Below are 20,593 nucleotides of genomic sequence, written 5' to 3'. Positions count from 1 at the left end.
AAAGAATGGCACAGGCGAACAGGGGCGAATTTAAGCTGTGTTAGACCCTTACTTTGGGTCTTTGGCAAACCGCAAGTAGGGCAGTTTTTTGTCCAGCGTGCCGTATTTTTCGGTCGCAGCCGCGTCATCCAAAGAGGTCGCGACAATCACGTCTTGGCCGATGGTCCAGTTCGCAGGGGTCGCCAAAGGCACGCCAAACGTCTTTTGAAGACCGTCCAAAGCGCGCAGGATTTCGGCAAAGTTCCGGCCCACGGACATCGGATAGGTCATCATCAACTGAACTTTCTTATCCGGCGAAATGATAAAGACGGAACGCACAGTGGCGGTGTCTGCGGGGGTACGGCCATCCGGAAGATAGGCCTCAGCCGGGAGCATGTCGAAGGCTTTGGACAGGGCCAGGTCGGTGTCCGCCACAATCGGGAAACCCGCTTTGGCGCTCGCAAAGGATTCGATGTCGGCTTTCCAGCCCTTGTGCTCTTCAACGCCATCCACAGACACGCCAAGCACCTTGGTGTTGCGCGCCGCCCATTCGTCGGCAAGCTGTGCCACAGCGCCAAATTCGGTGGTGCAGACGGGGGTAAAATCTTTCGGGTGGGAGAAAATCACCGCCCAGCTGTCGCCGATCCAGTCGTGCAAAGTGATCTCACCTTGGTCGGTGGTCACGGTCAGATTGGGAACAATGTCATTGATGCGAAGGCCCATGGTTTTCTCCTTTGAGTAAATGCGTGGTTCGTAAGTTTAGATAGGTTCTAAAAATGGGTTTTACACCCTTCTGATCCGCCCCGCGACAAAATTACTCGGGCTTTGTCAAAACGGGCATTTAGCGGTAAAGGACAGCCCCGCCCCGCCGTCAGGGTGACGCAAGCGTAATTGCTCGGCATGCAGCATCAAACGCGGAGCCACGCGTGCGACTCCGGTGGCGTAAAACGGATCACCCATGATTGGGTGCCCCAACGCCAACATATGCACACGCAACTGATGCGAACGTCCGGTTTTGGGCATAAGGCGAACGCGTGTTTGATCTTCAGTATAGCGGACCACACGCCAATCGGTGATGGCCTGCTTACCGTTTTCATGATCCACCATCTGACGCGGACGATTGGGCCAATCGACGATCAGCGGCAGATCAACCGTGCCGGTTTTCTCCGCAATATGGCCCTGAACCCAGGCGACATAGGTCTTTTTGGTCTGACGTTTCTCAAATTGCAAACCAATGTGACGTTGCGCATGAGGCGTGAGCGCAAAGATCATCACGCCAGAGGTGTCGCGGTCCAAACGATGGATCAGCAAAACCTCCGGAAACACCGCCTTGATCCGCGCGATCAGGCAATCGGCAAGGTGTTCTCCCTTGCCTGGCACCGACAAGAGCCCCGCAGGCTTATCGACCACAAGGATTTCATGATCCATGTGGATGATTTTAAGCGGATCTTGCGGCGGGGCGTAGATGGTATCCATGGCGCGGCGATAGCATGGCTATGCGCAAGAGGCAAAGGTGTCGTCGAGGATTTCGCTCAGTGCCATCACATCCTCTTGCGTGAACGCGGCAGGCAGATTGCTGTCGATATCAAAGACGCCAAGAAGCGTGCCTTTTGCATTTCGCACAGGCAGGACAATTTCAGAACGCGTTGTGGACGAACAGGCGATATGGCCCTCAAAGGCCTCGACGTCTTCAACCAACTGGGCCTCGCCAGTGCGCGCACAGGCGCCACAGACGCCTCGAGAAAACGGAATCACAAGACATCCATGTCCGCCTTGATAAGGCCCGATCTTTAAAAGGTCTTTGGAAACAACGCGGTAAAATCCAGTCCAATCGAATCGATCATCTGATAGGTGCACTTCGCACGCAAACGTTGCCATCAAAGCGACCATATCCTCTTCGCCTTCGCAGAGACTTTTGATCCGATCCGACAAAGCGGCATAATCCATGTGATTTTCTCCATTTTTCGCGTCTGTGCAAACTCATTGGTAATATTTGGATCGTAGTTTCATCTCATCGGAAGAGCAAAGGTATCGCAGATGAAACTGAACCATCAGGATTTTGAGGATGTGCGTGTCGTATGCGTTGATGAAAACCGGATTGATGCCGCCTGCGCGATCCAGTTTAAGGATGAGATGCGTGGATTGAGTGAGGCTGGTCCCTCTCGCATCATTTTGGACCTCGGCAATGTTGAATTCCTCGACAGTTCCGGTCTTGGTGCTGTGGTTGCTGCATTGAAAGCCGTGCGCCACGGGCAACGTCTGGAACTCGCGGCTCTTCATCCAACCGTGCAACGGGTATTCCACCTGACTCGCATGGACACCGTATTCACCATTCACGACAGCGTCTCCACGGCGGTGGAGGGCGTCGCGAATGCGTCCTGAGGGCAATCTACAAAGCAAAGTGGTCCGGCGTGTCGCCCCGCAATCGAAAGAAAATGAGTTGAGGATCATTCTTCCCGCACGAGAAAACGCCGTTCGGCGCGGATTGAAAAGCATCAAAAATGGCCTTGGACCGATCGGATTTTCCTCCGACGAACTTGCCAGTCTTGAACTCGTTTTGGCAGAAATCCTCAATAATATCGTCGAACATGCCTATCGTGGGAATGAGGCGGGCATCATTGAAATTCAACTGTCGCAAACCACAGCCGGGCTATGGTGTACCGTCATCGACACCGGGGCAATGATGCCAAATGGCGAACCGCCACTGGGGATGCAATGCGACCTCAATTGCGACGTTGCCGATCTTCCTGAGGGTGGGTTTGGTTGGTTTTTGATCCGGGAATTGGCGCATGATTTGGAGTACACACATGAAGAAGGCCAAAATCGCCTCTCTTTTCGCATGTCCATCGGTCGCCTCAACTAAGCCTTGTCACCTGACCCACATGCTTCAGTTAAGCTGAAAATGCAGCGGGTAGGACCCGTCCTCAAACGGACCGAACAGATCTGACAGATCGGGATGCTCAACCGGAACACCGGAATAATCTGCAACAAGATTCTGCTCAGACACATAGGCTACATAATAGCTTTGGTCATTTTCAGCGAGCAGATGATAAAAGGGTTGGTCTTTATGGGGCCTGCTGTCTTCGGGAATGGCATCATACCATTCTTGGGTGTTCGAGAACATCGCATCCACGTCAAAGATCACGCCCCGAAAGCGATGTTGCTTGTGGCAGACAACTTGCCCAAGATGATATTTGGCACGTGATGTCATCATGACGTTGCAACCCCCATAAACGGTTAGTAGACCGTAAAAATGGCGACTGTCCACGGGGGACGGGCAAAGAAATGGGAAACAGTCTGTGAACCTCGTTCTAACAGTGCTTGAAATCGTGTCGCCGGTTTTCCTTTTGGCACTGGTCGGGTTCACCTGGGTGAAGACCGGTCATGAATACCGTTTGGAATTCGTGACCAAGCTGACAATGACACTCTCGGTCCCGGCACTGATCTTTACCGCTTTGGTCAAAGCCGATATTGAACCCGCCGCTTTGACCGCTCTGTCTTTCGCTGCGGTCGCCGCTTATGCGGGGGTGACGTTGGCCGCCTATCTGGCGGTAAAACTGTTCAAACTCGACAGTCGTACATTCTTGGCCCCGCTGATTTTCGGCAACACCGGCAACCTTGGCCTGCCGCTTGCCCTCTTCGCCTTTGGTGAAACGGGGTTGAGTTATGCTGTGGTGGTGTTCGCTGTGATGGCGTTGTGGTCCTTTACCTTTGGCGTCTATGTGACGGCGGGTGGCGGCTCTCCTGCGAAAGCGTTCAAGGAACCTTTGGTCTGGGCCACCGCCCTTGGCGCGCTGTTTTTGTGGCAAGGCTGGACCCTGCCCAAATTCGCGATGAACACACTCGAACTCTTGGGCCAAGTCGCCATTCCGATCATGTTGATCACGCTTGGGGTTGCCGTGGCGCGATTGCACCCACACGGGCTTGGTCGAGCGGGCATCATCGCCGTGGCCAAGGTCATCCTCTGCGCCGGAATCGCGGCACTGGCGGGTCGCTATTTCCACCTCGACCCCATTGCATTTGCCGTGCTCGTGGTCCAAATCGCCACGCCCGTCGCAGTGACCTCCTATATGTTGGCGGAAAAATACGGTGCCGATTCTGACGCGGTGGCCGCGCTTGTTGTCGCCTCAACGCTTCTCTCGGTCCTGTATTTGCCCATTCTGTTGGCCATCGTCATTTAACTCGCGACACCATGCCCGCCTTTCGGCGCAAAGATCACGGGAAAGACATTTCACACCACGCCCAAATCCGCTATTGTCTCACAAAACAAAAAAGCGAGAGGCAGACATGAGCAGACGTCTTCGCGCAGTGGCATTACTTTTATTGGTCTCGGCTTGCGGCAGCGGCAACTTCTCCGCCCCCCGGGAACTCGAAAACGCCTGCGCCATCGTATCCCAACGCCCCACCTATCTTCGGGCGATGAAGGCCACCGAACGCAAATGGGGCATTCCGGTGAACGTGCAAATGGCGACGTTCTACCAAGAAAGCAAATTTATCGGCAACGCCCGCACCCCCTATCGGTTCGTGCTTGGCGTGATCCCGATGGGGCGTCAAAGTTCAGCCTACGGATATGCACAGGCACTGGATGCCACTTGGGATGAGTACCGCCGTGAACAAAATCGCTGGGGGGCCAAACGGGATCGCATCCAGGATGCGACCGATTTCATGGGCTGGTACATGGATAAATCCACATCGGTTTTGGGCATTTCAAAGCAGGATGCCACATCGCAATACCTCGCGTATCACGAGGGCCGAACCGGCTATGCCCGTGGCAGTTACCGCGCGAAACCATGGTTGATGCGGGTGTCCACCGAGGTCGGCGCACGATCCACCACCTATCGCCAACAGTTGATGTCCTGTCGTAAGCTCTAAACTTTTAGTCGATCGGCGTACCGCGCCGTTTGGCTTCGGACCGGATGTTGAACGCGCTGTCTGACACCGATCCACCAAGCGTCATCTTGGTGAGTTGAACGGTTGTCTCGCCACCGTTCTGATCATGAATGACCCAGGCTTTCAAGATGGGCGTGGCACTGAAAATCAAATCAATCGAGCCATATTCCGGGTGATCCGGGTCCTGGGCGCGCACCACCGTGTCACCATTGACCTCGGTGTGCGACACCACCATCCGCGCCTTTGACAGGTCAACATTGCGCGCCAGGATCAACGAAAGTGGCGTCTGCGCCATGGGAAAGCGCTGTGGCGGTTCGTTTGAACCCGGATCAAAAATGGCAACCTGGCCGCCCGCCCCCAAAACAAGCGGATCATTTTCCCCGCCATAGGACAGGCGCATCCGCCCCGGACGTTTGAGCGTCAAACTGCCGGAAGAGCGTGATCCGTCATCGTTGGTCTGGGTAAAATCCGCCTGAACCGTGGACAGGCCATTGAGGTAGTTCGTCAGGGTTCCAAGCGACAATTTCTCCGCCATTGCCGGGGCAGCAACGGAAAAAGCAATCAGGGCGGCGGGCGCAAGAGCGGTGATAAAGCGTTTCATGCCCTCACATATACGCCTTTGCGCACGCCCTTTCACCTCTCTTTAGATCACATCACGCGGATTTTGACGTGATGTGATATGTCATTGTTCAGGAACAAGAATTTCGCGTTTCCCGACATGGTTGGCCGAGGAAACCACGCCTTCGTCTTCCATTTGCTCCACCAAACGCGCCGCTTTGTTATAGCCAATGGCCAGTTTGCGCTGGATGTAGGAGGTCGAACATTTGCGGTCCTTGATGACGATGGCCACGGCCGTGTCATACAGCGCATCTTCCGAGTCGGTATTACCGCCGGACAGGCCCAACACCGCGTCAATGTCGCTTTCCTTATCCGCATCCGGCCCCTCAACCACGCCGCCAACGTAATCAGGCGGGCCGTAGGCTTTGAGATAAGAGACGATTTTTTCGACCTCTTCGTCGGAGACAAACGGCGCGTGGCAGCGTTGGATTTTACCGCCGCCCGCCATATACAACATGTCGCCCATGCCAAGGAGTTGCTCGGCCCCCTGTTCCCCCAAAATCGTGCGACTGTCGATTTTCGATGTCACCTGGAACGAAATACGGGTCGGAAAGTTGGCTTTGATCGTGCCGGTGATGACGTCGACTGACGGGCGCTGCGTTGCCATGATCAAGTGGATGCCAGAGGCCCGCGCCATCTGGGCAAGGCGTTGAATACAGGCTTCGATCTCTTTGCCCGCAACCATCATCAGGTCGGCCATCTCGTCGACGATGACGACGATATAGGGCAGGGTTTCGGGCTGAAACTCGTCGGTTTCAAAGATCGGGTCGCCCGTTTCATCGTCAAACCCGGTTTGAACGGTGCGCGAAAACAGCTCGCCTTTGGCCAGCGCTTCTTTGACCCGACCGTTATAGCCGTCGATGTTACGCACGCCCATTTTGGACATTTTGCGGTAGCGATCTTCCATCTCCGCCACGGCCCATTTGAGCGCGACCACGGCCTTTTTCGGATCGGTCACAACCGGCGACAGAAGGTGTGGAATGCCATCATAAACGGAAAGTTCCAACATCTTCGGGTCGATCATGATCAAGCGGCATTCCTCCGGCGTGAGCCGATAGAGCAATGAGAGGATCATCGTGTTGATCGCCACGGATTTCCCGGAGCCGGTGGTCCCAGCGATCAAAAGGTGAGGCATTTTGGCAAGGTTGGTGACAACCGGATCGCCGCCGATGTCTTTGCCCAATGCCAAAGGCAGGGACAATTTGCCATCACCATAATCGCGGGTCGACAGGATTTCGCGAAAGCTGACCATTTCGCGGTGATCATTGGGCAATTCGATCCCGATCACCGACCGCCCCGGCACCGTGGACACACGCGCGGAGAGCGCCGACATGGAGCGCGCGATGTCGTCGGAGAGGCCGATCACCCGCGAGGCTTTGAGACCCGGCGCGGGTTCAAGTTCATACATGGTGACAACCGGGCCGGGGCGCACCGAAACGATCTCCCCTTTGACGCCGTAATCGTCCAACACGCTTTCCAACATCCGCGCGTTTTCTTCCAACGCTTCATCCGAAAGCGTGTGACGCACGATATTGACCGGGTTGTCCAACAAGGACAGCGGCGGCACTTCGTATTGCGCCTCTTTCGGGTCGAATTTCAACGCAGGTTGGGCCTCGGCTTGCGCTTGTTTCGACTGGGCAACAGGTTTGCGTACCGGATGTTGCACCACGCGCTTGGCCTCGGGGGCTGCGGGTTTTGGCGGTTCATAGCGTTGCGGCTGCGCGCTCAGATACTCCGGAGTTTCAATCTCTTCGACCTCGGGATAGGCCTCCCCAGCAAAGCTGTCGGCGGCCTCATAGTTATACTCATCAGAGGCAAAGGGATCAGCATAAGCGTCATTCTCAAAACTGCCCTCCGCATAGGTTTCCACATAGGGGGTAACCACCGGCTGCGGCCGCTCGGCTTGCGCCAAGATCATCGGCTTCGGACCCTTTTTGTATTTCGCAGCGGCCTTTTGTGCGGCGGTGAGCGGCGGCTCAATGCGCTCCGCCACAGCCGGAGCCTCACGCGACCCAACACGCGACCGGGCGCTGATCACATTGGCGATTTTGGAGCGAATGCGATCGTCCTGACCCGGCGCAACATAAACATCCGGGGCCTCGTCGCGTTCGATCAATTCCGGTTCCAAATCGTCAGGTGCGGTGCGTTTCAACAGCCCCGGCATCTTGGCGAACAGCGAGGGCTTGGCGTCATATTCCGCGGGATGAGCAGCGGCCTGTGGTGCGGTTTCCGGCATCGGCGCACGCAACACGCGGCCCGGTCGCGGCTGAGCCTGCACGGCCTGAGCCGCGTCAAATTCGGCAAGTTCGGCGGCAGCTTGGCGGCGCTCATCGCGACGTTGCGCAGCATTTTGGGCCAAACGTTGCCCGACCGTCACCGACCCGCGTGCGCTACGCCCCAAGAGGTGCAACACCAGTGCATAGAGCGACACAACACCGATCAGCAAAAACCGCCCACCCGCCAGCAATTCGCGGACAACAAACCCAAAGGCGAACAGCATCAGGGCAAGCGTGCCAAAAAACGACAGGACAGAAAGAGCCTTAAGGCTAAACCCCTGTCCTAAGGGCAGAATTTGGATCAATGCGGCCAATACCGTATCCCCGAACAGGCCGCCAAAACTTTGTGGCGCGGTGGAGGCATGGGTCGAGGCATAGACCGCCGCCACGGCAATGGCGATGGGCACAAACACGGCCCGCGTCAGCGCGCGCTCCGCCCCACGATGCAGGACAAACCGTAGCCCCCACGCCAGAAACGCCAGAGGGAATCCCCAGGAGGCGGCACCCACAATGATCATCAAAGGCGAGGCAATCGAGGCGCCGAACCGACCCAAAACATTGCGCACAGGCGCGTCGGTGGCGGACAGCCAACTTGGATCTTCGGGCACATAGGAGCCGAGCATCAGGGCAAACAAAACTCCCGCGATGATCAGGCCAAGCCCAATAAGTTCCTTCCCCCGCCGTTCCAAAACGGCTTGGGTGTTTCTGTCGAAAAGCGGATCGCGACCACGTGCCTGATAGGATGCCATGCCTGCCTCTTTATGTGTACAAACAGTCGCGAAGCATGATCAGCCCGCGCCGTGTCTCGTTGATTGGGGCCACAAGCGCGACCCTGATATATGACGCGCCGGGGTTTTCCCCATCCACGTCCCTCGAAAGATATGCGCCGGGCAAAACCCGAACGCCGGTTTCCGTCCAAAGCCTCATCGCCGCCTCTTCGCCATCCTTGACGGGCAGCCAGAGGAAAAACCCGGCCTCAGGGGCGGCGGCACCGTCGATGCCCGCAAACACCTCATCGGCCATGTCGAATTTCTCGGCATAAAGCGCGCGCGAAGAGATGACGTGATCCTCATCGGCCCAAACCCGCGCGGACACCGATTGGATCGGACCGGGAAGCGGCGCGCCGGCATAGGCGCGCAAACGGCGGATATGGTGGATGTTTTGCGGACCAGAGGCGACAAACCCGGACCGCAGCCCCGGAAGGTTGGAGCGTTTCGACAGGGAATGAAAAATCACCACGCGTTCGGGATCAGCCCCCAATTCGCGCGCGACATCAAGCGCACCTGTGGGCGGCGCGCCCCGGTAGATCTCGGAATAGCATTCATCGGCAAACACTTTGAAATCGTGCTTTTCCGCCAAGGTGATCAAAGCGCGCAGATAGTCGCGCGAAGCCACGGCCCCCTGCGGGTTGGACGGGCTACAGATATACGCGATGGCGGTGCGGTCGAGCACCTCAGTTGGTAAACTGGCGTAATCGGGCAAGAACCCGGTGTCCCGCGTGGCGGGCACAAATACGGGTTCGGCGCCAATGGTCACGGCGGCGACGGCGTAAACTTGGTAAAACGGGTTCGGGATCAAAACGACCGGCTGTTTGCCACGTTTTTTCTCAGGGCAGAGCGCAAGACAGGCGTTCATCAGGCCTTCGCGGGTGCCGTTCAACGCCATGAGTTCGGTCTCGGGATCAACCGTCACGCCAAAGCGGCGCGCAATCCAGTTTGAGATCGCGCTCAACAACGCATCCGAGCCGTTGTTGTTCGGGTATTTGGCAAAGCCCGCGATGTTTTCGGCCAAAACCTCGCCGATAAAATCGGGCATGGCATGGCGCGGCTCGCCAATGGTCATATGCATCACCTCACCACCCGGCGCATGAGCGTCGAGAAGGTTCCGCAAACGCGGAAACGCATAGTCTGGCAGGTTTGAAAACCGCTCAGGAAACGTCATGAAACTGCTACTGCCTCGTGTTTCCGGATCTTTTGCCCGGGTAATTGCGATCAGGATAGCGGGCGTGGGCCTCCGGGTCCAGCAAAAGACGCCAGACACCGAAGGGGCCGTGTCGCAGTTGTGGCTTTTAGGCCAGCGCCGCCTCCGCCGCGGCTCCAAGCCGCAACAACTGCGCCTCGGTATTAGGCGGTGTTTGCAGAATGACCCCACAAGACGGCACCCCCGTGGGCAGAGTCAGCGCTGCCAATCCCATCAGGTTGCCGACCCGCGTGTTGCGCAAAGCCAAAAGGTTTTCAGTCACATAGTACTCCGCATCCGTCATCAACCGATCCGCATGGGGCGGCAGGATCGGCGCGGTGGGTAGGATGACAGCATCATAGCCCACCGTGGCTTTGAGGTACTCCGCACGCAGATGGGCAAGCCTTTTCCAACCAGCCACGAAATCCACGCCACTGAAGGTCTGGCCCGCTCGAAATCTCTCCAAGATACGCGGGAACATCGCGCCGGGATTGGCTTCGATATACTCGCGCCATTCCGCATAGGCTTCGACGGTGAACAGAATGCCGGACAGGTCCATGGCCGCCTCAACAGCGGAGACGCGGGCGCGATGAATCTCGGCTCCGGCGTCTTTGAATTTCGCCACGGCGGCGTCAAACCCGGCAAGGGGTGCATCGCGGATGTCGTCAAACACCACGGAGTCGAGGATCAAAAGCCGTTTGCCTTTGAGCGTCGCACCTTTGAGATCGGGGGCAGATGTGCCGTCCAGAATGGCGAACAGCGCAGCGGCATCTTCGACGGTTTTGACCAGCGGCCCGACTGTGTCAAACGCGGCGGCAAGGGGCACCACCCCCTCCAAAGACAGCCGTCCGGCGGTGGTTTTCAGACCCACAAGATCGTTCCACGCAGACGGAATACGCACAGACCCGCCGGTATCCGATCCAATCGCACCAGGAGCGAGACCAAAGGCCACCGAGGCGGCAGCCCCAGAGGACGACCCGCCCGAAACCGCCTCCATATCGTTGACGCAAGGCGGGGTGGCGGTGATTGGATTGAGGCCAAGACCGGAGAACGCCAATTCAGACATATGGGTTTTGCCCAAGGCGACCAGCCCGGCCTGCGCGCCCCGGCGGACCATTTCGGCGTCACGGCTGGGAATGCGATCTTTCAACAGCGCGGTGCCCGCTTCGGTTGCCACGCCAGCGGTGTCGAAATGGTCTTTCCACGACACCGGCACACCGTCCAAAAGACCACGCCGCACACCGTTTTGAGCGCGCAGGGCGGCGGCCTCAGCCTCGGCCAGCGCGCGATCCACCATCATGCGGGCATAGATCCGGGAGCTGAGCGGGTGGGAGGCCGCACGATCCAAAAAATCAGCCGCCAGATCACGCGGATCAATGTCGCCCGCGCCAATGCCACGCCCAAGATCACACATGCTCATGTCTTTGAAATCGGCCATTTGGTTTTCCTTTCGCACTCTCGGCCAACCTAGCGACGGATGAGCGCATGGACAATCCGGTCTTGTGCATCATATTTAGCCCAGTCCGCAATGGCCCCCGGGAGATCGTCATGACCCAGAATTCCACCCCTTCAAGCGATGTGATCATCGTCGGCGGCGGCCTCAATGGCCCGGCCTTGGCGCTGGCCTGTGCGAATGCGGGGTTGGGCGTGACTTTGATCGACTCATTGCCGCAGGCGGCCCGCGCCAATGATGCCTTTGACGGACGCGGCTATGCTCTATCCTTGTCCTCTCAAAGGCTTTTGAAGGCCATCGGAATTTGGCCCAAAGTGGCCGCCCATGCGCAAGAGATTTTGGACGTGAAGGTCACGGACGGCAAGCCGGGCGAAGGTCCCGCGCCGTTTATGTTGGAATTTCGCGACGGCGAAATTGACGAAAGCCCGATGGGCTACATGGTCGAGGATCGGTATCTCCGACAAGCGTTTTTGAGCGCCTTGAACGGTCAGGCCAAGATCACCCAGATTGAAGGCACGATCATGGCGCAAGAGGTCGATGCCCATAGCGCAAAGGTAACGCTGAGCGATGGGACGGAGCTGTCTGGGCGGCTGATTGTTGGCTGTGATGGGCGCAAATCCGGTACGGCGGAGCGGGCCGGGATTGGCCGCACCGGATGGGGCTATGGCCAAACGGCGCTGGTCTGTGCGATTGCCCATGAGCTACCGCATCACGGCTGTGCGCATCAGTTTTTCTTGCCGTCCGGGCCTTTGGCGATCCTGCCTTTGCCGGGCAATCAAAGTTCGATTGTCTGGACCGAAAAGGATAAGATGGCCGGGGATATTCAGGCCCTCTCAGACGCCGATTACATGGCTGTTTTACGACCGCGATTTGGCGATTTCCTCGGTGACATTTCTTTGGTTGGCCATCGCTTCGCCTATCCGCTCAACATCACCTTGGCGAACAAATTTTACGCCCCGCGCGTGGCCTTGGTCGGCGATGCGGCGCATGGGATGCATCCGATTTCAGGCCAGGGTTTGAACGCGGGTCTGAAAGACGTTGGTGCCTTGACCGAAGTGATTGTGGACGCGCATCGGCGCGGCGAAGACATTGGCCGCGAAGATGTTTTGGCCCGCTACAGCCAATGGCGTCACTTTGACGTTGCCACCATGGCTTTGATGACGGATAGCTTTAACAAGCTGTTCTCAAACGACAATCCAATCCTACGCATCGCGCGCGATATGGGGATGGGTGTGGTCAATTCGATCACCGGCCTGCGCCGCGCCGCGATCCGCGAGGCCGCCGGGGTGAATGGTGATTTGCCGAAATTGTTGCAGGGGCGCGCGCTTTAAACACTCCGCTCAGGCGTCGATTTTGCGCGCTTCCGAGACCAGCATGATCGGGATGCCGTTGCGGATCGGATAGGCAAGACCTGCAGTTTTGGAAATCAATTCCTGCGCCTCCGCATCATAGATCAGCGTCGCATGGGTCTGTGGACAGACAAGCGCCTCCAACATGCGGCGATCAAACAGCGGCGTTTGCGGTTCGGATGGGGCGTCCATTACATCATATCCTCGTTGTTGCCGCCTCTGAGAGCGAATTCAATCAAGGTTATCAGAGTTTCACGCCGGGTGGAAAGAGACGGTGCCTCTAAAAGCGCCTGTTTGTCCTCACAGCCAAAGGGACAGAGCATGGACAGGGAATTGATCAACAACTCATCTTCGGCGCGGCCCAGATTTTCCCAATCGGTGCGCAAATCCTCTTCGTCAAAATACCGACGCAGCAGGGAAATAAAATGCCGACGATCCAGACAGGGATCATGTTCGGCAGGGCCAAGATCGGCGGCAAAATCCGCCCAATGGACATCGAACTTCCGGTAGGGCGAAAACCCGGTGCTCTCTTGGCCCAAACGAAAGCGCGAGATACCGGACAGGGTGATCATGTAGCGACCATCTTCGGTTTCGGAAAACCCGGTGAGCCGGCCAGCGCAACCGATGGAATTGAGCTTGCCCTCCCCTGCCCCGCTGCGGGGCTGGACCATGCCGATCAAACGGGTCGGAGTTTTCATGCAATCTTCGATCATCTGCAAATACCGCGGCTCAAAGATATGTAGCGGCAGCCGAGACCGGGGCAGCAAAAGCGCCCCGGTCAGCGGGAAAATCGCAATGGTTTTGGGAAGATCGGCGGCTGTTATCATGGCTCTAACCTAGAGCACCAAACCGATCAGGCAAATATGATCGAGGACAATTTACGACGCCCGGCCAAAACAATGGGATCGTTTGGTTTGAGACTGTCGAAAATCTTGAACAATTGTTCTTTGACCGCGCCCTCGTTCCAGTCGCGATCCAATTTGAACGCGGCCAACAACGTATCGACAGATTCTTCAATTTGGCCATTGGCGTGCAAAGCAACAGCAAGGTCCAAACGCGCCTGCATATCCGTGGGATCGGCTTCGACTTTTGCGGTCAATTCGGCGACAGGACCGGCATTTTCGGCCTCACGCGCCAGTGCGATCTGGGCATGAACGCCCTCAATCACGGCCGTGTGGGCAAGCTCTGCGGGCATCCCGTTAAGCACCGCCTCGGCCTCATCAATCTCGCCTTTGGCGATATGACATTTGGCGAGACCGGCGAAGGCGGCGGCGAGGTTTGGGTCTTCTTCAAGGATGGCCGCGTAGGTTTGCGCCGCATCGTCAATCTCGCCGAGATCAAACATCTCGTCAGCGGCAGCCACGGCATCGGCCAGCCCGCCATCTCCCGCAAGATCGGCGGTTTTCTTTACAAACTCAGCGATTTGCGACGGAGGCAACGCGCCTTGAAAGCCATCAACCGGCTGACCTTTGAAAAAGGCATAGACGGTGGGAATGGATTGCACACGCATCTGACCCGCGATCATTTGGTTTTCATCGACGTTGACCTTGGCCATTTTGACCTTGCCACCGGCGGCGTTCACAGCCGCCTCCAAAGCCGGACCAAGCGTTTTGCACGGACCGCACCAAGGTGCCCAAAAATCCACGATCACAGGGACCTCTTGCGAGGCGTCGATCACCTCGGCCATGAAATCGGCCTCTGTGACGTCTTTGACATAGCTGCCCGCATCCGGGGTGGTCGCGGTGGTGTTTGTTAGACCCAGATCCATCATGTGGTCTCCCTTATCTGCTTGCTTGACCCTATATGCGCTTTATGTGCTGAAAATTAAAGGTCGAAGGTGGCGAATACGGGCGCATGATCCGATGGTTTCTCCCATCCCCGCGCGGCGCGCAGCACACGCGACCCATGCCCGGCATTGGCAATATCCGACGTGGCCCAGACGTGATCCAGACGACGGCCTTTATCGGCCTCATCCCAATCCTTGGCGCGATAGGACCACCAGCTATACAAAAGGCCTTCGGGAATATCTTGGCGGGTGATGTCGACCCACTTGCCAGACTCCTGTGTTTCCGCCAAATGTTTGACCTCGATCGGCGTGTGCGACACGATTTTCAACAGGTTCTTGTGGTTCCACACATCATCCTCACGCGGCGCGATGTTCAAATCGCCAACGAGAATGGATTTTTCCGGCCGATTGGCGTGAAACGCATCGCGCACCTCGGTGAGGTAATCGAGCTTTTGCCCGAATTTTTCGTTGACCTCGCGATCCGGCACATCGCCCCCTGCAGGCACATAGAAATTGTGGATCGTCACACCGTTTTCCAACGTGGCGGCAACATGGCGAGCGTGGCCTAAGCTGGCGTAGTCTTCGCCCCCCGCATCCACCAGCGGCAGCTTCGAGAGGATCGCAACACCGTTATAGCCCTTTTGTCCGCGCGCAACCATGTGGGTGTATCCAAGGGCGCGAAACTGATCCATCGGGATTTTATCGACCGGGGATTTGCATTCTTGCAAACAAAGCACATCGGGCGCTTCCTCTTCGAGAAGCTTACAGACGATGGATTCGCGCAGGCGGACGGAGTTGATGTTCCAGGTGGCAAGGGTGAACGGCATATCGGGGTCCTCGTTGGGTTTGCCCAAAGCTAAAGCGCAGAACCGCCGGACGCCACCCGAAAGACGTGCAAAAAGGCCCGACTGAGATCAGCCGGGCCAGAGGAACGAGGGAGAGGGAACGCGCATCCGATCCCCGATGCGCAGGGGCTTGATGTGGGGCTTTCGCTTCGTCGGGTTAGGACGCCAAGCGGTAGCCACCGGATTCGGTCACCAACAACCGCGCATTCGAGGGATCGGGTTCGATTTTCTGCCGCAGCCGGTAAATATGGGTTTCCAGCGTGTGCGTGGTCACCCCGGCGTTGTAGCCCCAAACCTCATGCAACAACACATCGCGGGCAACGACGCCTTCGGTGGCCCGATAGAGGAATTTGAGGATGTTGGTCTCTTTTTCCGTCAGACGGATTTTCTTGTCATCTTCGGTGACAAGCATCTTTTGCGCTGGTTTGAACGTATATGGCCCAAGCTGGAACACAGCCGCCTCAGATTGTTCATGGGTGCGCAATTGGGCGCGGATACGAGCCAAAAGCACCGGAAATTTGAACGGTTTGGTCACATAATCATTGGCGCCGGAATCAAGGCCCAGAATGGTGTCGGCGTCGGTGTCATGGCCGGTGAGCATCAGGATCGGCGCTTTCACCCCGGATTTGCGCAGGCGTTTGCACAGCTCGCGCCCATCCGTGTCCGGCAGGCCAACATCCAACATGATGAGGTCATAATGCCCCTCCTTGGCGCGCTCCATGGCGGAAGCACCACTGTCGGCTTCGAACACATCGAAATCTTCAGTCATGACAAGCTGTTCGCTCAGCGCTTCGCGCAGATCGTCATCATCATCAACAAGCAGAATCTTTTTGAGAGTGGCCATCACAGTGACCTCCTTTGTTTGTGTCTTGACTGTGATGTGCGCTCGCCTGTCCGCTTCGACAAGATTTGCAACACTGTGCTCACGCAAGCGTGTCAAATTCACCGGAAATGTTTCACTTTATGTCAAAGATCGCTACATGAAGGGTCTGAAATCACTCTGGATTGCCCCGATGAGCCTAGCCCCCTCCCTTGCCGAACGTGTCGCCCGCGCCCGCGCGGATTTGCGGATGGGCGTACCTGTGGTCTTGCAAACCACCTCTGGTGCAGCACTTGCCGTGGCCGCCGAAGGGGTCTCGGCTGCGCGGCTTGCGGATCTCGCCTCGCTTGGCACGGCGCATTTGGCGATCACGGCACGACGGGCCGAAACATTAAATGCGCGCGCTTACGATGGCGATCTGGCACGGCTGATCCTACCGAAAGACGTAGATGTGACTTGGATTGAGGCAGTCGCAGACCCTGCCGACGATCTGACCCATCCGATGAAAGGCCCGTTTCAATCAGCGCGCGGCGGCGATGCAACGGCGGCGCGGGCCGCGATTGCTTTGGCCAAATCGGCACGCCTCTTGCCCGCCGCGATCTTGGTCGAGGTCGAAAACGCCTTGGACCTCGCGGCCCAGAACGGCCTGACTGTGATCCCGGTGGGCCAAGCCATGCCGTTCATGGCCGATCTTGCGCCCCTGCATGACGTGGTTCATGCCCGCGTGCCACTGGTCGCCTCGGAGGCCGGACGTGTGCATGTGTTTCGCCCAGATGACGGCGGCGAGGAACATTTTGCCGTCGAAATTGGCCGCCCGGATCGCGGCCAACCCGTTTTGGCGAGACTGCATTCGGCCTGTTTCACCGGCGACCTGTTTGGGTCGCTCAAATGCGATTGCGGACCGCAATTGAACACGGCTCTGGCACAAATGGGCGAGGTCGGCGCGGGTGTGTTGCTCTACCTCAACCAAGAGGGCCGCGGCATTGGTCACGCCAACAAAATGCGTGCCTACTCATTGCAGGACCAAGGATTTGATACGGTACAGGCCAACCACCGGCTTGGCTTCGAGGATGACGAACGCGATTTCCGTATTGGCGCCGCGATCCTCAAAGAGATGGGATTTTCCACCGTTCGCCTTTTGACCAACAACCCCGCCAAGGTCGCGCGCATGGAGGAACAGGGGATCACCGTGGCCGAACGCGTGCCGCTTATGGTGGGTGAAAACCGGTTCAACACCGCCTATCTGGCCACCAAGGCGAAAAAATCCGGGCATTTACTATGAAGCCAACCCCACGCGATCTGGTCATCACCCGGTGGGGTGCGCGGTTCATGGGACGCCGGTTCCCCTGTTCCATCGGCAAGGGAGGCATTGTTGCCAACAAGCGCGAAGGCGACGGCGGCACGCCGATTGGCCCCCATGAGATCGCGGAACTCTATTATAGAGCGGACCGGGTGCCCGCGCTGAATGGCACCGAAATCCGCATCGGCGACCTGTGGTGCGATGCCACGGATCACCCCCGCTACAATCATTTGGTGCGCGCGCCGTTCAAAGCCAGCCATGAAAAAATGCGCCGGGGCGACCGTTTGTATGATCTGGTGCTCACCACAAATTGGAATTGGCCAGAGGCAACCCCCGGCAAAGGCTCGGCGATTTTCATCCACCGTTGGCGCAAACCGCGCCATCCAACCGAGGGCTGCGTTGCCTTTCGCGCCGATCATCTGCGATGGATCGCAGAGCGGATCAGTCCCGCGACCCGGTTGATTGTCCGCTAAGCCTGCCTTCATTGCAGCCTAAATACACAACAGTCAGACCTCATAGGCCCGCTCGCCAAAGATCGCGGAGCCAACCCGCACATGCGTCGCCCCTTGGGCAATCGCGGTTTCGAAATCCCCGGACATGCCCATCGACAGACCTTTGATCCCGTTGCGCTTGGCGATTTTGGCCAGCAAAGCAAAGTTCAAAGACGGTTCTTCATCGGCGGGCGGGATGCACATCAGCCCCTCAATTGACAGGCCCAAATCGCGACACTCTTTGATAAACGCATCAGCCTCTTCGGGCAACACACCCGCCTTTTGCGGCTCGGCCCCGGTGTTCACCTGTATATAAAGTCGCGGACAGGCACCGGTCTCCTCCGCCAGACGCGCAATGGTTTTGGCCAATTTCAGGCGATCCAACGTCTGGATCACATCAAAAAGCTCCATCGCTTGCCGCGCCTTGTTGGTTTGCAACGGACCGATCAGATGCAACTCCACTCCGGCAAAACGTTCCTTAAAACCCGGCCATTTGCCCGCCGCCTCCTGCACCTTGTTTTCACCAAAAACCCGATGCCCCTGTTCCAACACCGCGACGACTCGGTCATCCGGCTGGACTTTCGACACAGCAATCAGACACACATCCTGCGGATTGCGGCCACAGCGCGTGGCTTCGTCGACAATCCGCTGTTTGATTTCGGCCAATCCCATATCTGTCCCCTTCGGCGTAACCACCCACTCTCATTGGGTTTCATAAGGCGGGTCTCACCCCCCATGCAACAGGTGTGTGGCGAAGTTGCATCATTTTTGGCAGAGCTGACCAACCAAGAGTGCGTTTGCTTGACCCAAAACCCATCTCGGCGCATTTCAATGCCCATGTGTCGGGTTAGCCGGCATGCCTGATACTCAAAAATTCCACGAGGGCAAAAAATGAAAAAGATTCTTCTCTCCTCCGCAGCGATCGCTCTGCTCGCAGGCGCCGCTTCCGCTGAAGTCACCTGGTCTGGTGACGCAGAAATCGGCTACAACGACGATTTTGAAGACGGCTTCTACTACGATGCCGGCCTCTATGTGAACCTCTCTCAAGAGCTGAACAACGGCTGGACCGCTTCTGCTAAACTCGACATCGACCTGGAAAGCGGTGATGACGACACTTTCAGCATGGGCACTGTTGACTCCTCTGACTGGGTTCTGTCGCTGTCCAATGACATGTTCACCCTGTCCTTCGGCGACGTTGACACCGCATATGCCTCCTTCAAAGGTGTGTCGACTCTGTATGACAACGACCTTTTCGCTCCGGCCGACGCCGCTGACGATTACGAAGGTTACTTCTCCGGTGGCGCAGACGCTACTGGTGGCCTCTTGGTAACCGCAGAATATGCTGGCCTGTCCATCGCTGCGTCTTCCATTCTCGTCGATCAAGACGTGTTTGATGGCACTGTTACCCCCGCCACCGACAAAACCAACGGCGAGTTCCACTACAGCCAAGTCGCTTTGGGCTACGACTTCGGCATGTTCAACGCTGGCTTGCTTTACGCAGAAGACGTTGCTTTTGACGCTAGTGGCATCGCATCCGCAGCTGCTGTAACCGCCACCGAAGAAGACATGATTGCGCTGAACCTCGGCGCGATCTTTGCAGGCGCTGACTTCAACCTGACCTACATGGATTACTCTGACGTTGCCACCGGCTTTGGTATCGACGTGTCCTATCCGGTTGGCCCGGTAACCCTCGGCGCTTACTACGTCTCCTACGACTTTGACGACTCGACCGTGACCGAAGACGATGCTTACGGCGTGTCCGTGGACTACTCCGACGGCCCGATCACCGTTGCCGCTTACTACGAAGAAGTTCTCGGCGAAGCTGAGTACGCCATCGAAGGCGCATACGACTTCGGTTCCGGTCTGGTTGTGACCGCTGGTTACATTGACGGCGACGACGATGGTTCCACTGGCGCCTTCGGTAACGACAACGACTTCGCAGCCTACGTCGTGGCTGAATACGACCTCGGCGGCGGCGCATCTTTCCTCGCCTCTTATGCTGATGCGAACTCGGTTGCTGCAGAATCCACCGATGACATCGACACTGGTGTTGGCGGCTACGAGCTGAACTCCGGCGCCACTCTGGCTCTGTCCTTCAAGTTCTAATTTCTGACGGAATTGAAATTCTTAAGGGCCGCCCTTCGGGGCGGCCCTTTCCTTTTGTCTCATCGCTTTTACACATTGAAGGCCTTGTTCCTTTTCCCGGCGAGCGATACGGTTGCCGCGATACCTTAAGAGGAGCCTTTGATGTTTCGCCGTACCTTTGTTTTGATCACCGCCTGTGCCGCAACTCTGACGCTTGCGGGCTGTGGCGGGTTTGACAGCTTTGGCTCTTTTGGTGGCAGCGCGGGCTCCATTGGGTCCGGTCCGTTTTCGGGCGGGCCGAAAGTGACCACCTCGGATGAGGGTGAGGTCATCGACACCAAATCCACAGGTCAGGCTGTCGAAATCCTCAACGGCGAGACCATTGTCATCGAACAATCCAAACGCCGCACCATTTTTGGCGGCGGGCGTGGGTCGGTTGAAGACAAAGTTCAGGTCAACAAATACATCTGGAACGCCGCTTTGGATGTTTTGTCCTTTTTGCCCGTGCAAGAGGCCGATCCGTTCACCGGTGTGATCATCACCGGCTATGGCACCCCTCCGGGTGGCGGACGCGCTTACCGTGCGGTGATCCATGTCACCGATCCGGCGCTTGACGCGCGCACGCTGAACATATCGCTTTACACCAAGGGCGGCGCGGTCAGCCAAGAAACCATTCACGCCGTCGAAGACGCCATTCTGACCCGCGCGCGTCAGTTGCGCTCTGGCAAATGACCAACAGATC

General features: G+C 57.4%; 23 protein-coding genes. 9 read left to right on the top strand and 14 right to left on the bottom strand.

The annotated features are described in order from the left end of the window. Positions 1 to 48 precede the first annotated feature (48 nt). From B30_RS03310 to B30_RS03300, 3 genes are all read right to left on the bottom strand, one after another. Positions 49 to 702: a peroxiredoxin gene (locus tag B30_RS03310; protein ID WP_009570594.1), complete on the bottom strand. Its 654-nt coding sequence runs from the start codon at positions 700 to 702 to the stop codon at positions 49 to 51. 105 nt (positions 703 to 807) lie between these two features. Continuing rightward, positions 808 to 1,455 (bottom strand): RluA family pseudouridine synthase, encoded by a 648-nt coding sequence (locus B30_RS03305; RefSeq protein ID WP_009570593.1) that lies wholly within the window; start codon positions 1,453 to 1,455, stop codon positions 808 to 810. Between the two features lie 18 nt (positions 1,456 to 1,473). Beyond that, positions 1,474 to 1,926, bottom strand: a complete 453-nt coding sequence (locus B30_RS03300; protein ID WP_009570592.1) for a GAF domain-containing protein — start codon at positions 1,924 to 1,926, stop codon at positions 1,474 to 1,476. A 90-nt stretch (positions 1,927 to 2,016) separates the two neighbouring features. Here B30_RS03300 and B30_RS03295 point away from each other — a divergent pair, with 90 nt between their 5' ends. Both B30_RS03295 and B30_RS03290 read left to right on the top strand, forming a co-directional pair. After that, positions 2,017 to 2,361: an STAS domain-containing protein gene (locus B30_RS03295; protein ID WP_009570591.1), complete on the top strand. Its 345-nt coding sequence runs from the start codon at positions 2,017 to 2,019 to the stop codon at positions 2,359 to 2,361. A gap of 58 nt (positions 2,362 to 2,419) precedes the next feature. Beyond that, positions 2,420 to 2,842 (top strand): ATP-binding protein, encoded by a 423-nt coding sequence (locus B30_RS03290; protein ID WP_157789779.1) that lies wholly within the window; start codon positions 2,420 to 2,422, stop codon positions 2,840 to 2,842. 24 nt (positions 2,843 to 2,866) lie between these two features. Here the strand turns inward: B30_RS03290 and hspQ are convergent, their stop codons facing one another. After that, complete coding sequence (hspQ, locus tag B30_RS03285) at positions 2,867 to 3,193, bottom strand: heat shock protein HspQ (protein WP_009570589.1); 327 nt, start codon at positions 3,191 to 3,193, stop codon at positions 2,867 to 2,869. Between the two features lie 85 nt (positions 3,194 to 3,278). On the opposite strand from hspQ, the gene B30_RS03280 reads away from it, so the two are divergent. Together B30_RS03280 and B30_RS03275 are read left to right on the top strand one after the other, a co-directional pair. Then, a complete protein-coding gene (locus tag B30_RS03280; protein WP_009570588.1) occupies positions 3,279 to 4,160 on the top strand; it encodes an AEC family transporter in 882 nt (293 codons plus the stop codon). 106 nt (positions 4,161 to 4,266) lie between these two features. Then, positions 4,267 to 4,851: a transglycosylase SLT domain-containing protein gene (locus B30_RS03275; protein ID WP_009570587.1), complete on the top strand. Its 585-nt coding sequence runs from the start codon at positions 4,267 to 4,269 to the stop codon at positions 4,849 to 4,851. Positions 4,852 to 4,855: 4 nt separating this feature from the next. Here the strand turns inward: B30_RS03275 and B30_RS03270 are convergent, their stop codons facing one another. From B30_RS03270 to B30_RS03255, 4 genes are all read right to left on the bottom strand, one after another. Continuing rightward, on the bottom strand, positions 4,856 to 5,470 hold the full coding sequence (locus B30_RS03270) for a LolA family protein (RefSeq protein ID WP_009570586.1): 615 nt from the start codon (positions 5,468 to 5,470) through the stop codon (positions 4,856 to 4,858). A gap of 81 nt (positions 5,471 to 5,551) precedes the next feature. Beyond that, positions 5,552 to 8,512 carry a DNA translocase FtsK gene (locus tag B30_RS03265; protein ID WP_009570585.1) on the bottom strand — a complete coding sequence of 987 codons (2,961 nt, stop codon included), beginning with the start codon at positions 8,510 to 8,512 and terminating at the stop codon, positions 5,552 to 5,554. 10 nt (positions 8,513 to 8,522) lie between these two features. Beyond that, positions 8,523 to 9,704, bottom strand: a complete 1,182-nt coding sequence (locus tag B30_RS03260) for an aminotransferase class I/II-fold pyridoxal phosphate-dependent enzyme (protein WP_009570584.1) — start codon at positions 9,702 to 9,704, stop codon at positions 8,523 to 8,525. Positions 9,705 to 9,831: 127 nt separating this feature from the next. Continuing rightward, on the bottom strand, positions 9,832 to 11,160 hold the full coding sequence (locus B30_RS03255; protein WP_009570583.1) for an amidase: 1,329 nt from the start codon (positions 11,158 to 11,160) through the stop codon (positions 9,832 to 9,834). Between the two features lie 110 nt (positions 11,161 to 11,270). Between B30_RS03255 and B30_RS03250 the strand changes: the two genes are divergently transcribed. Continuing rightward, positions 11,271 to 12,506 carry an FAD-dependent monooxygenase gene (locus tag B30_RS03250; RefSeq protein ID WP_040401854.1) on the top strand — a complete coding sequence of 412 codons (1,236 nt, stop codon included), beginning with the start codon at positions 11,271 to 11,273 and terminating at the stop codon, positions 12,504 to 12,506. A gap of 9 nt (positions 12,507 to 12,515) precedes the next feature. On the opposite strand, the gene B30_RS03245 is transcribed toward B30_RS03250, so the two are convergent. The 5 genes from B30_RS03245 to B30_RS03225 form a co-directional block, all read right to left on the bottom strand. Then, positions 12,516 to 12,716, bottom strand: coding sequence for a Trm112 family protein (locus B30_RS03245; protein WP_009570581.1), 201 nt, complete (start codon positions 12,714 to 12,716; stop codon positions 12,516 to 12,518). Continuing rightward, positions 12,716 to 13,351 (bottom strand): LON peptidase substrate-binding domain-containing protein, encoded by a 636-nt coding sequence (locus B30_RS03240; protein ID WP_009570580.1) that lies wholly within the window; start codon positions 13,349 to 13,351, stop codon positions 12,716 to 12,718. The genes B30_RS03245 and B30_RS03240 overlap by 1 nt, the downstream gene beginning before the upstream one ends. 26 nt (positions 13,352 to 13,377) lie before the next feature. Then, complete coding sequence (gene trxA, locus B30_RS03235) at positions 13,378 to 14,295, bottom strand: thioredoxin (protein WP_009570579.1); 918 nt, start codon at positions 14,293 to 14,295, stop codon at positions 13,378 to 13,380. A gap of 53 nt (positions 14,296 to 14,348) precedes the next feature. Next, positions 14,349 to 15,137 (bottom strand): exodeoxyribonuclease III, encoded by a 789-nt coding sequence (locus tag B30_RS03230; RefSeq protein WP_009570578.1) that lies wholly within the window; start codon positions 15,135 to 15,137, stop codon positions 14,349 to 14,351. 175 nt (positions 15,138 to 15,312) lie between these two features. Continuing rightward, a complete protein-coding gene (locus tag B30_RS03225) occupies positions 15,313 to 15,999 on the bottom strand; it encodes a response regulator transcription factor (RefSeq protein ID WP_009570577.1) in 687 nt (228 codons plus the stop codon). Between the two features lie 169 nt (positions 16,000 to 16,168). Here B30_RS03225 and ribA point away from each other — a divergent pair, with 169 nt between their 5' ends. Together ribA and B30_RS03215 are read left to right on the top strand one after the other, a co-directional pair. Next, complete coding sequence (gene ribA, locus B30_RS03220) at positions 16,169 to 17,257, top strand: GTP cyclohydrolase II (RefSeq protein ID WP_009570576.1); 1,089 nt, start codon at positions 16,169 to 16,171, stop codon at positions 17,255 to 17,257. After that, positions 17,254 to 17,748, top strand: coding sequence for a L,D-transpeptidase family protein (locus B30_RS03215; protein WP_009570575.1), 495 nt, complete (start codon positions 17,254 to 17,256; stop codon positions 17,746 to 17,748). The genes ribA and B30_RS03215 overlap by 4 nt, the downstream gene beginning before the upstream one ends. Before the next feature lie 33 nt (positions 17,749 to 17,781). On the opposite strand, the gene B30_RS03210 is transcribed toward B30_RS03215, so the two are convergent. Further along, positions 17,782 to 18,438, bottom strand: coding sequence for a YggS family pyridoxal phosphate-dependent enzyme (locus tag B30_RS03210; protein WP_009570574.1), 657 nt, complete (start codon positions 18,436 to 18,438; stop codon positions 17,782 to 17,784). 219 nt (positions 18,439 to 18,657) lie between these two features. Here B30_RS03210 and B30_RS03205 point away from each other — a divergent pair, with 219 nt between their 5' ends. Together B30_RS03205 and B30_RS03200 are read left to right on the top strand one after the other, a co-directional pair. Next, complete coding sequence (locus tag B30_RS03205; RefSeq protein WP_009570573.1) at positions 18,658 to 19,872, top strand: porin; 1,215 nt, start codon at positions 18,658 to 18,660, stop codon at positions 19,870 to 19,872. A 141-nt stretch (positions 19,873 to 20,013) separates the two neighbouring features. Further along, positions 20,014 to 20,583, top strand: coding sequence for a DUF3576 domain-containing protein (locus tag B30_RS03200; protein WP_009570572.1), 570 nt, complete (start codon positions 20,014 to 20,016; stop codon positions 20,581 to 20,583). Positions 20,584 to 20,593 lie beyond the last annotated feature (10 nt).

It is taken from the genome of Celeribacter baekdonensis B30 (assembly GCF_000299875.1).
In the GTDB taxonomy this organism is placed as follows: domain Bacteria; phylum Pseudomonadota; class Alphaproteobacteria; order Rhodobacterales; family Rhodobacteraceae; genus Celeribacter; species Celeribacter baekdonensis_A.
This window is presented reverse-complemented; position numbering and strand designations above follow the sequence as displayed.

What these genes read in the sequence shown, in the direction of transcription:
- B30_RS03310 (WP_009570594.1), bottom strand. Translation starts at nt 702, where the DNA reads ATGGGCCTTCGCATCAATGACATTGTTCCCAATCTGACCGTGACCACC.
- B30_RS03305 (WP_009570593.1), bottom strand. Translation starts at nt 1,455, where the DNA reads ATGGATACCATCTACGCCCCGCCGCAAGATCCGCTTAAAATCATCCAC.
- B30_RS03300 (WP_009570592.1), bottom strand. Translation starts at nt 1,926, where the DNA reads ATGGATTATGCCGCTTTGTCGGATCGGATCAAAAGTCTCTGCGAAGGC.
- B30_RS03295 (WP_009570591.1), top strand. Translation starts at nt 2,017, where the DNA reads ATGAAACTGAACCATCAGGATTTTGAGGATGTGCGTGTCGTATGCGTT.
- hspQ (WP_009570589.1), bottom strand. Translation starts at nt 3,193, where the DNA reads ATGATGACATCACGTGCCAAATATCATCTTGGGCAAGTTGTCTGCCAC.
- B30_RS03275 (WP_009570587.1), top strand. Translation starts at nt 4,267, where the DNA reads ATGAGCAGACGTCTTCGCGCAGTGGCATTACTTTTATTGGTCTCGGCT.
- B30_RS03270 (WP_009570586.1), bottom strand. Translation starts at nt 5,470, where the DNA reads ATGAAACGCTTTATCACCGCTCTTGCGCCCGCCGCCCTGATTGCTTTT.
- B30_RS03265 (WP_009570585.1), bottom strand. Translation starts at nt 8,512, where the DNA reads ATGGCATCCTATCAGGCACGTGGTCGCGATCCGCTTTTCGACAGAAAC.
- B30_RS03260 (WP_009570584.1), bottom strand. Translation starts at nt 9,704, where the DNA reads ATGACGTTTCCTGAGCGGTTTTCAAACCTGCCAGACTATGCGTTTCCG.
- B30_RS03255 (WP_009570583.1), bottom strand. Translation starts at nt 11,160, where the DNA reads ATGGCCGATTTCAAAGACATGAGCATGTGTGATCTTGGGCGTGGCATT.
- B30_RS03250 (WP_040401854.1), top strand. Translation starts at nt 11,271, where the DNA reads ATGACCCAGAATTCCACCCCTTCAAGCGATGTGATCATCGTCGGCGGC.
- B30_RS03245 (WP_009570581.1), bottom strand. Translation starts at nt 12,716, where the DNA reads ATGGACGCCCCATCCGAACCGCAAACGCCGCTGTTTGATCGCCGCATG.
- B30_RS03240 (WP_009570580.1), bottom strand. Translation starts at nt 13,351, where the DNA reads ATGATAACAGCCGCCGATCTTCCCAAAACCATTGCGATTTTCCCGCTG.
- trxA (WP_009570579.1), bottom strand. Translation starts at nt 14,295, where the DNA reads ATGATGGATCTGGGTCTAACAAACACCACCGCGACCACCCCGGATGCG.
- B30_RS03230 (WP_009570578.1), bottom strand. Translation starts at nt 15,137, where the DNA reads ATGCCGTTCACCCTTGCCACCTGGAACATCAACTCCGTCCGCCTGCGC.
- B30_RS03225 (WP_009570577.1), bottom strand. Translation starts at nt 15,999, where the DNA reads ATGGCCACTCTCAAAAAGATTCTGCTTGTTGATGATGATGACGATCTG.
- ribA (WP_009570576.1), top strand. Translation starts at nt 16,169, where the DNA reads ATGAGCCTAGCCCCCTCCCTTGCCGAACGTGTCGCCCGCGCCCGCGCG.
- B30_RS03215 (WP_009570575.1), top strand. Translation starts at nt 17,254, where the DNA reads ATGAAGCCAACCCCACGCGATCTGGTCATCACCCGGTGGGGTGCGCGG.
- B30_RS03210 (WP_009570574.1), bottom strand. Translation starts at nt 18,438, where the DNA reads ATGGGATTGGCCGAAATCAAACAGCGGATTGTCGACGAAGCCACGCGC.
- B30_RS03205 (WP_009570573.1), top strand. Translation starts at nt 18,658, where the DNA reads ATGAAAAAGATTCTTCTCTCCTCCGCAGCGATCGCTCTGCTCGCAGGC.
- B30_RS03200 (WP_009570572.1), top strand. Translation starts at nt 20,014, where the DNA reads ATGTTTCGCCGTACCTTTGTTTTGATCACCGCCTGTGCCGCAACTCTG.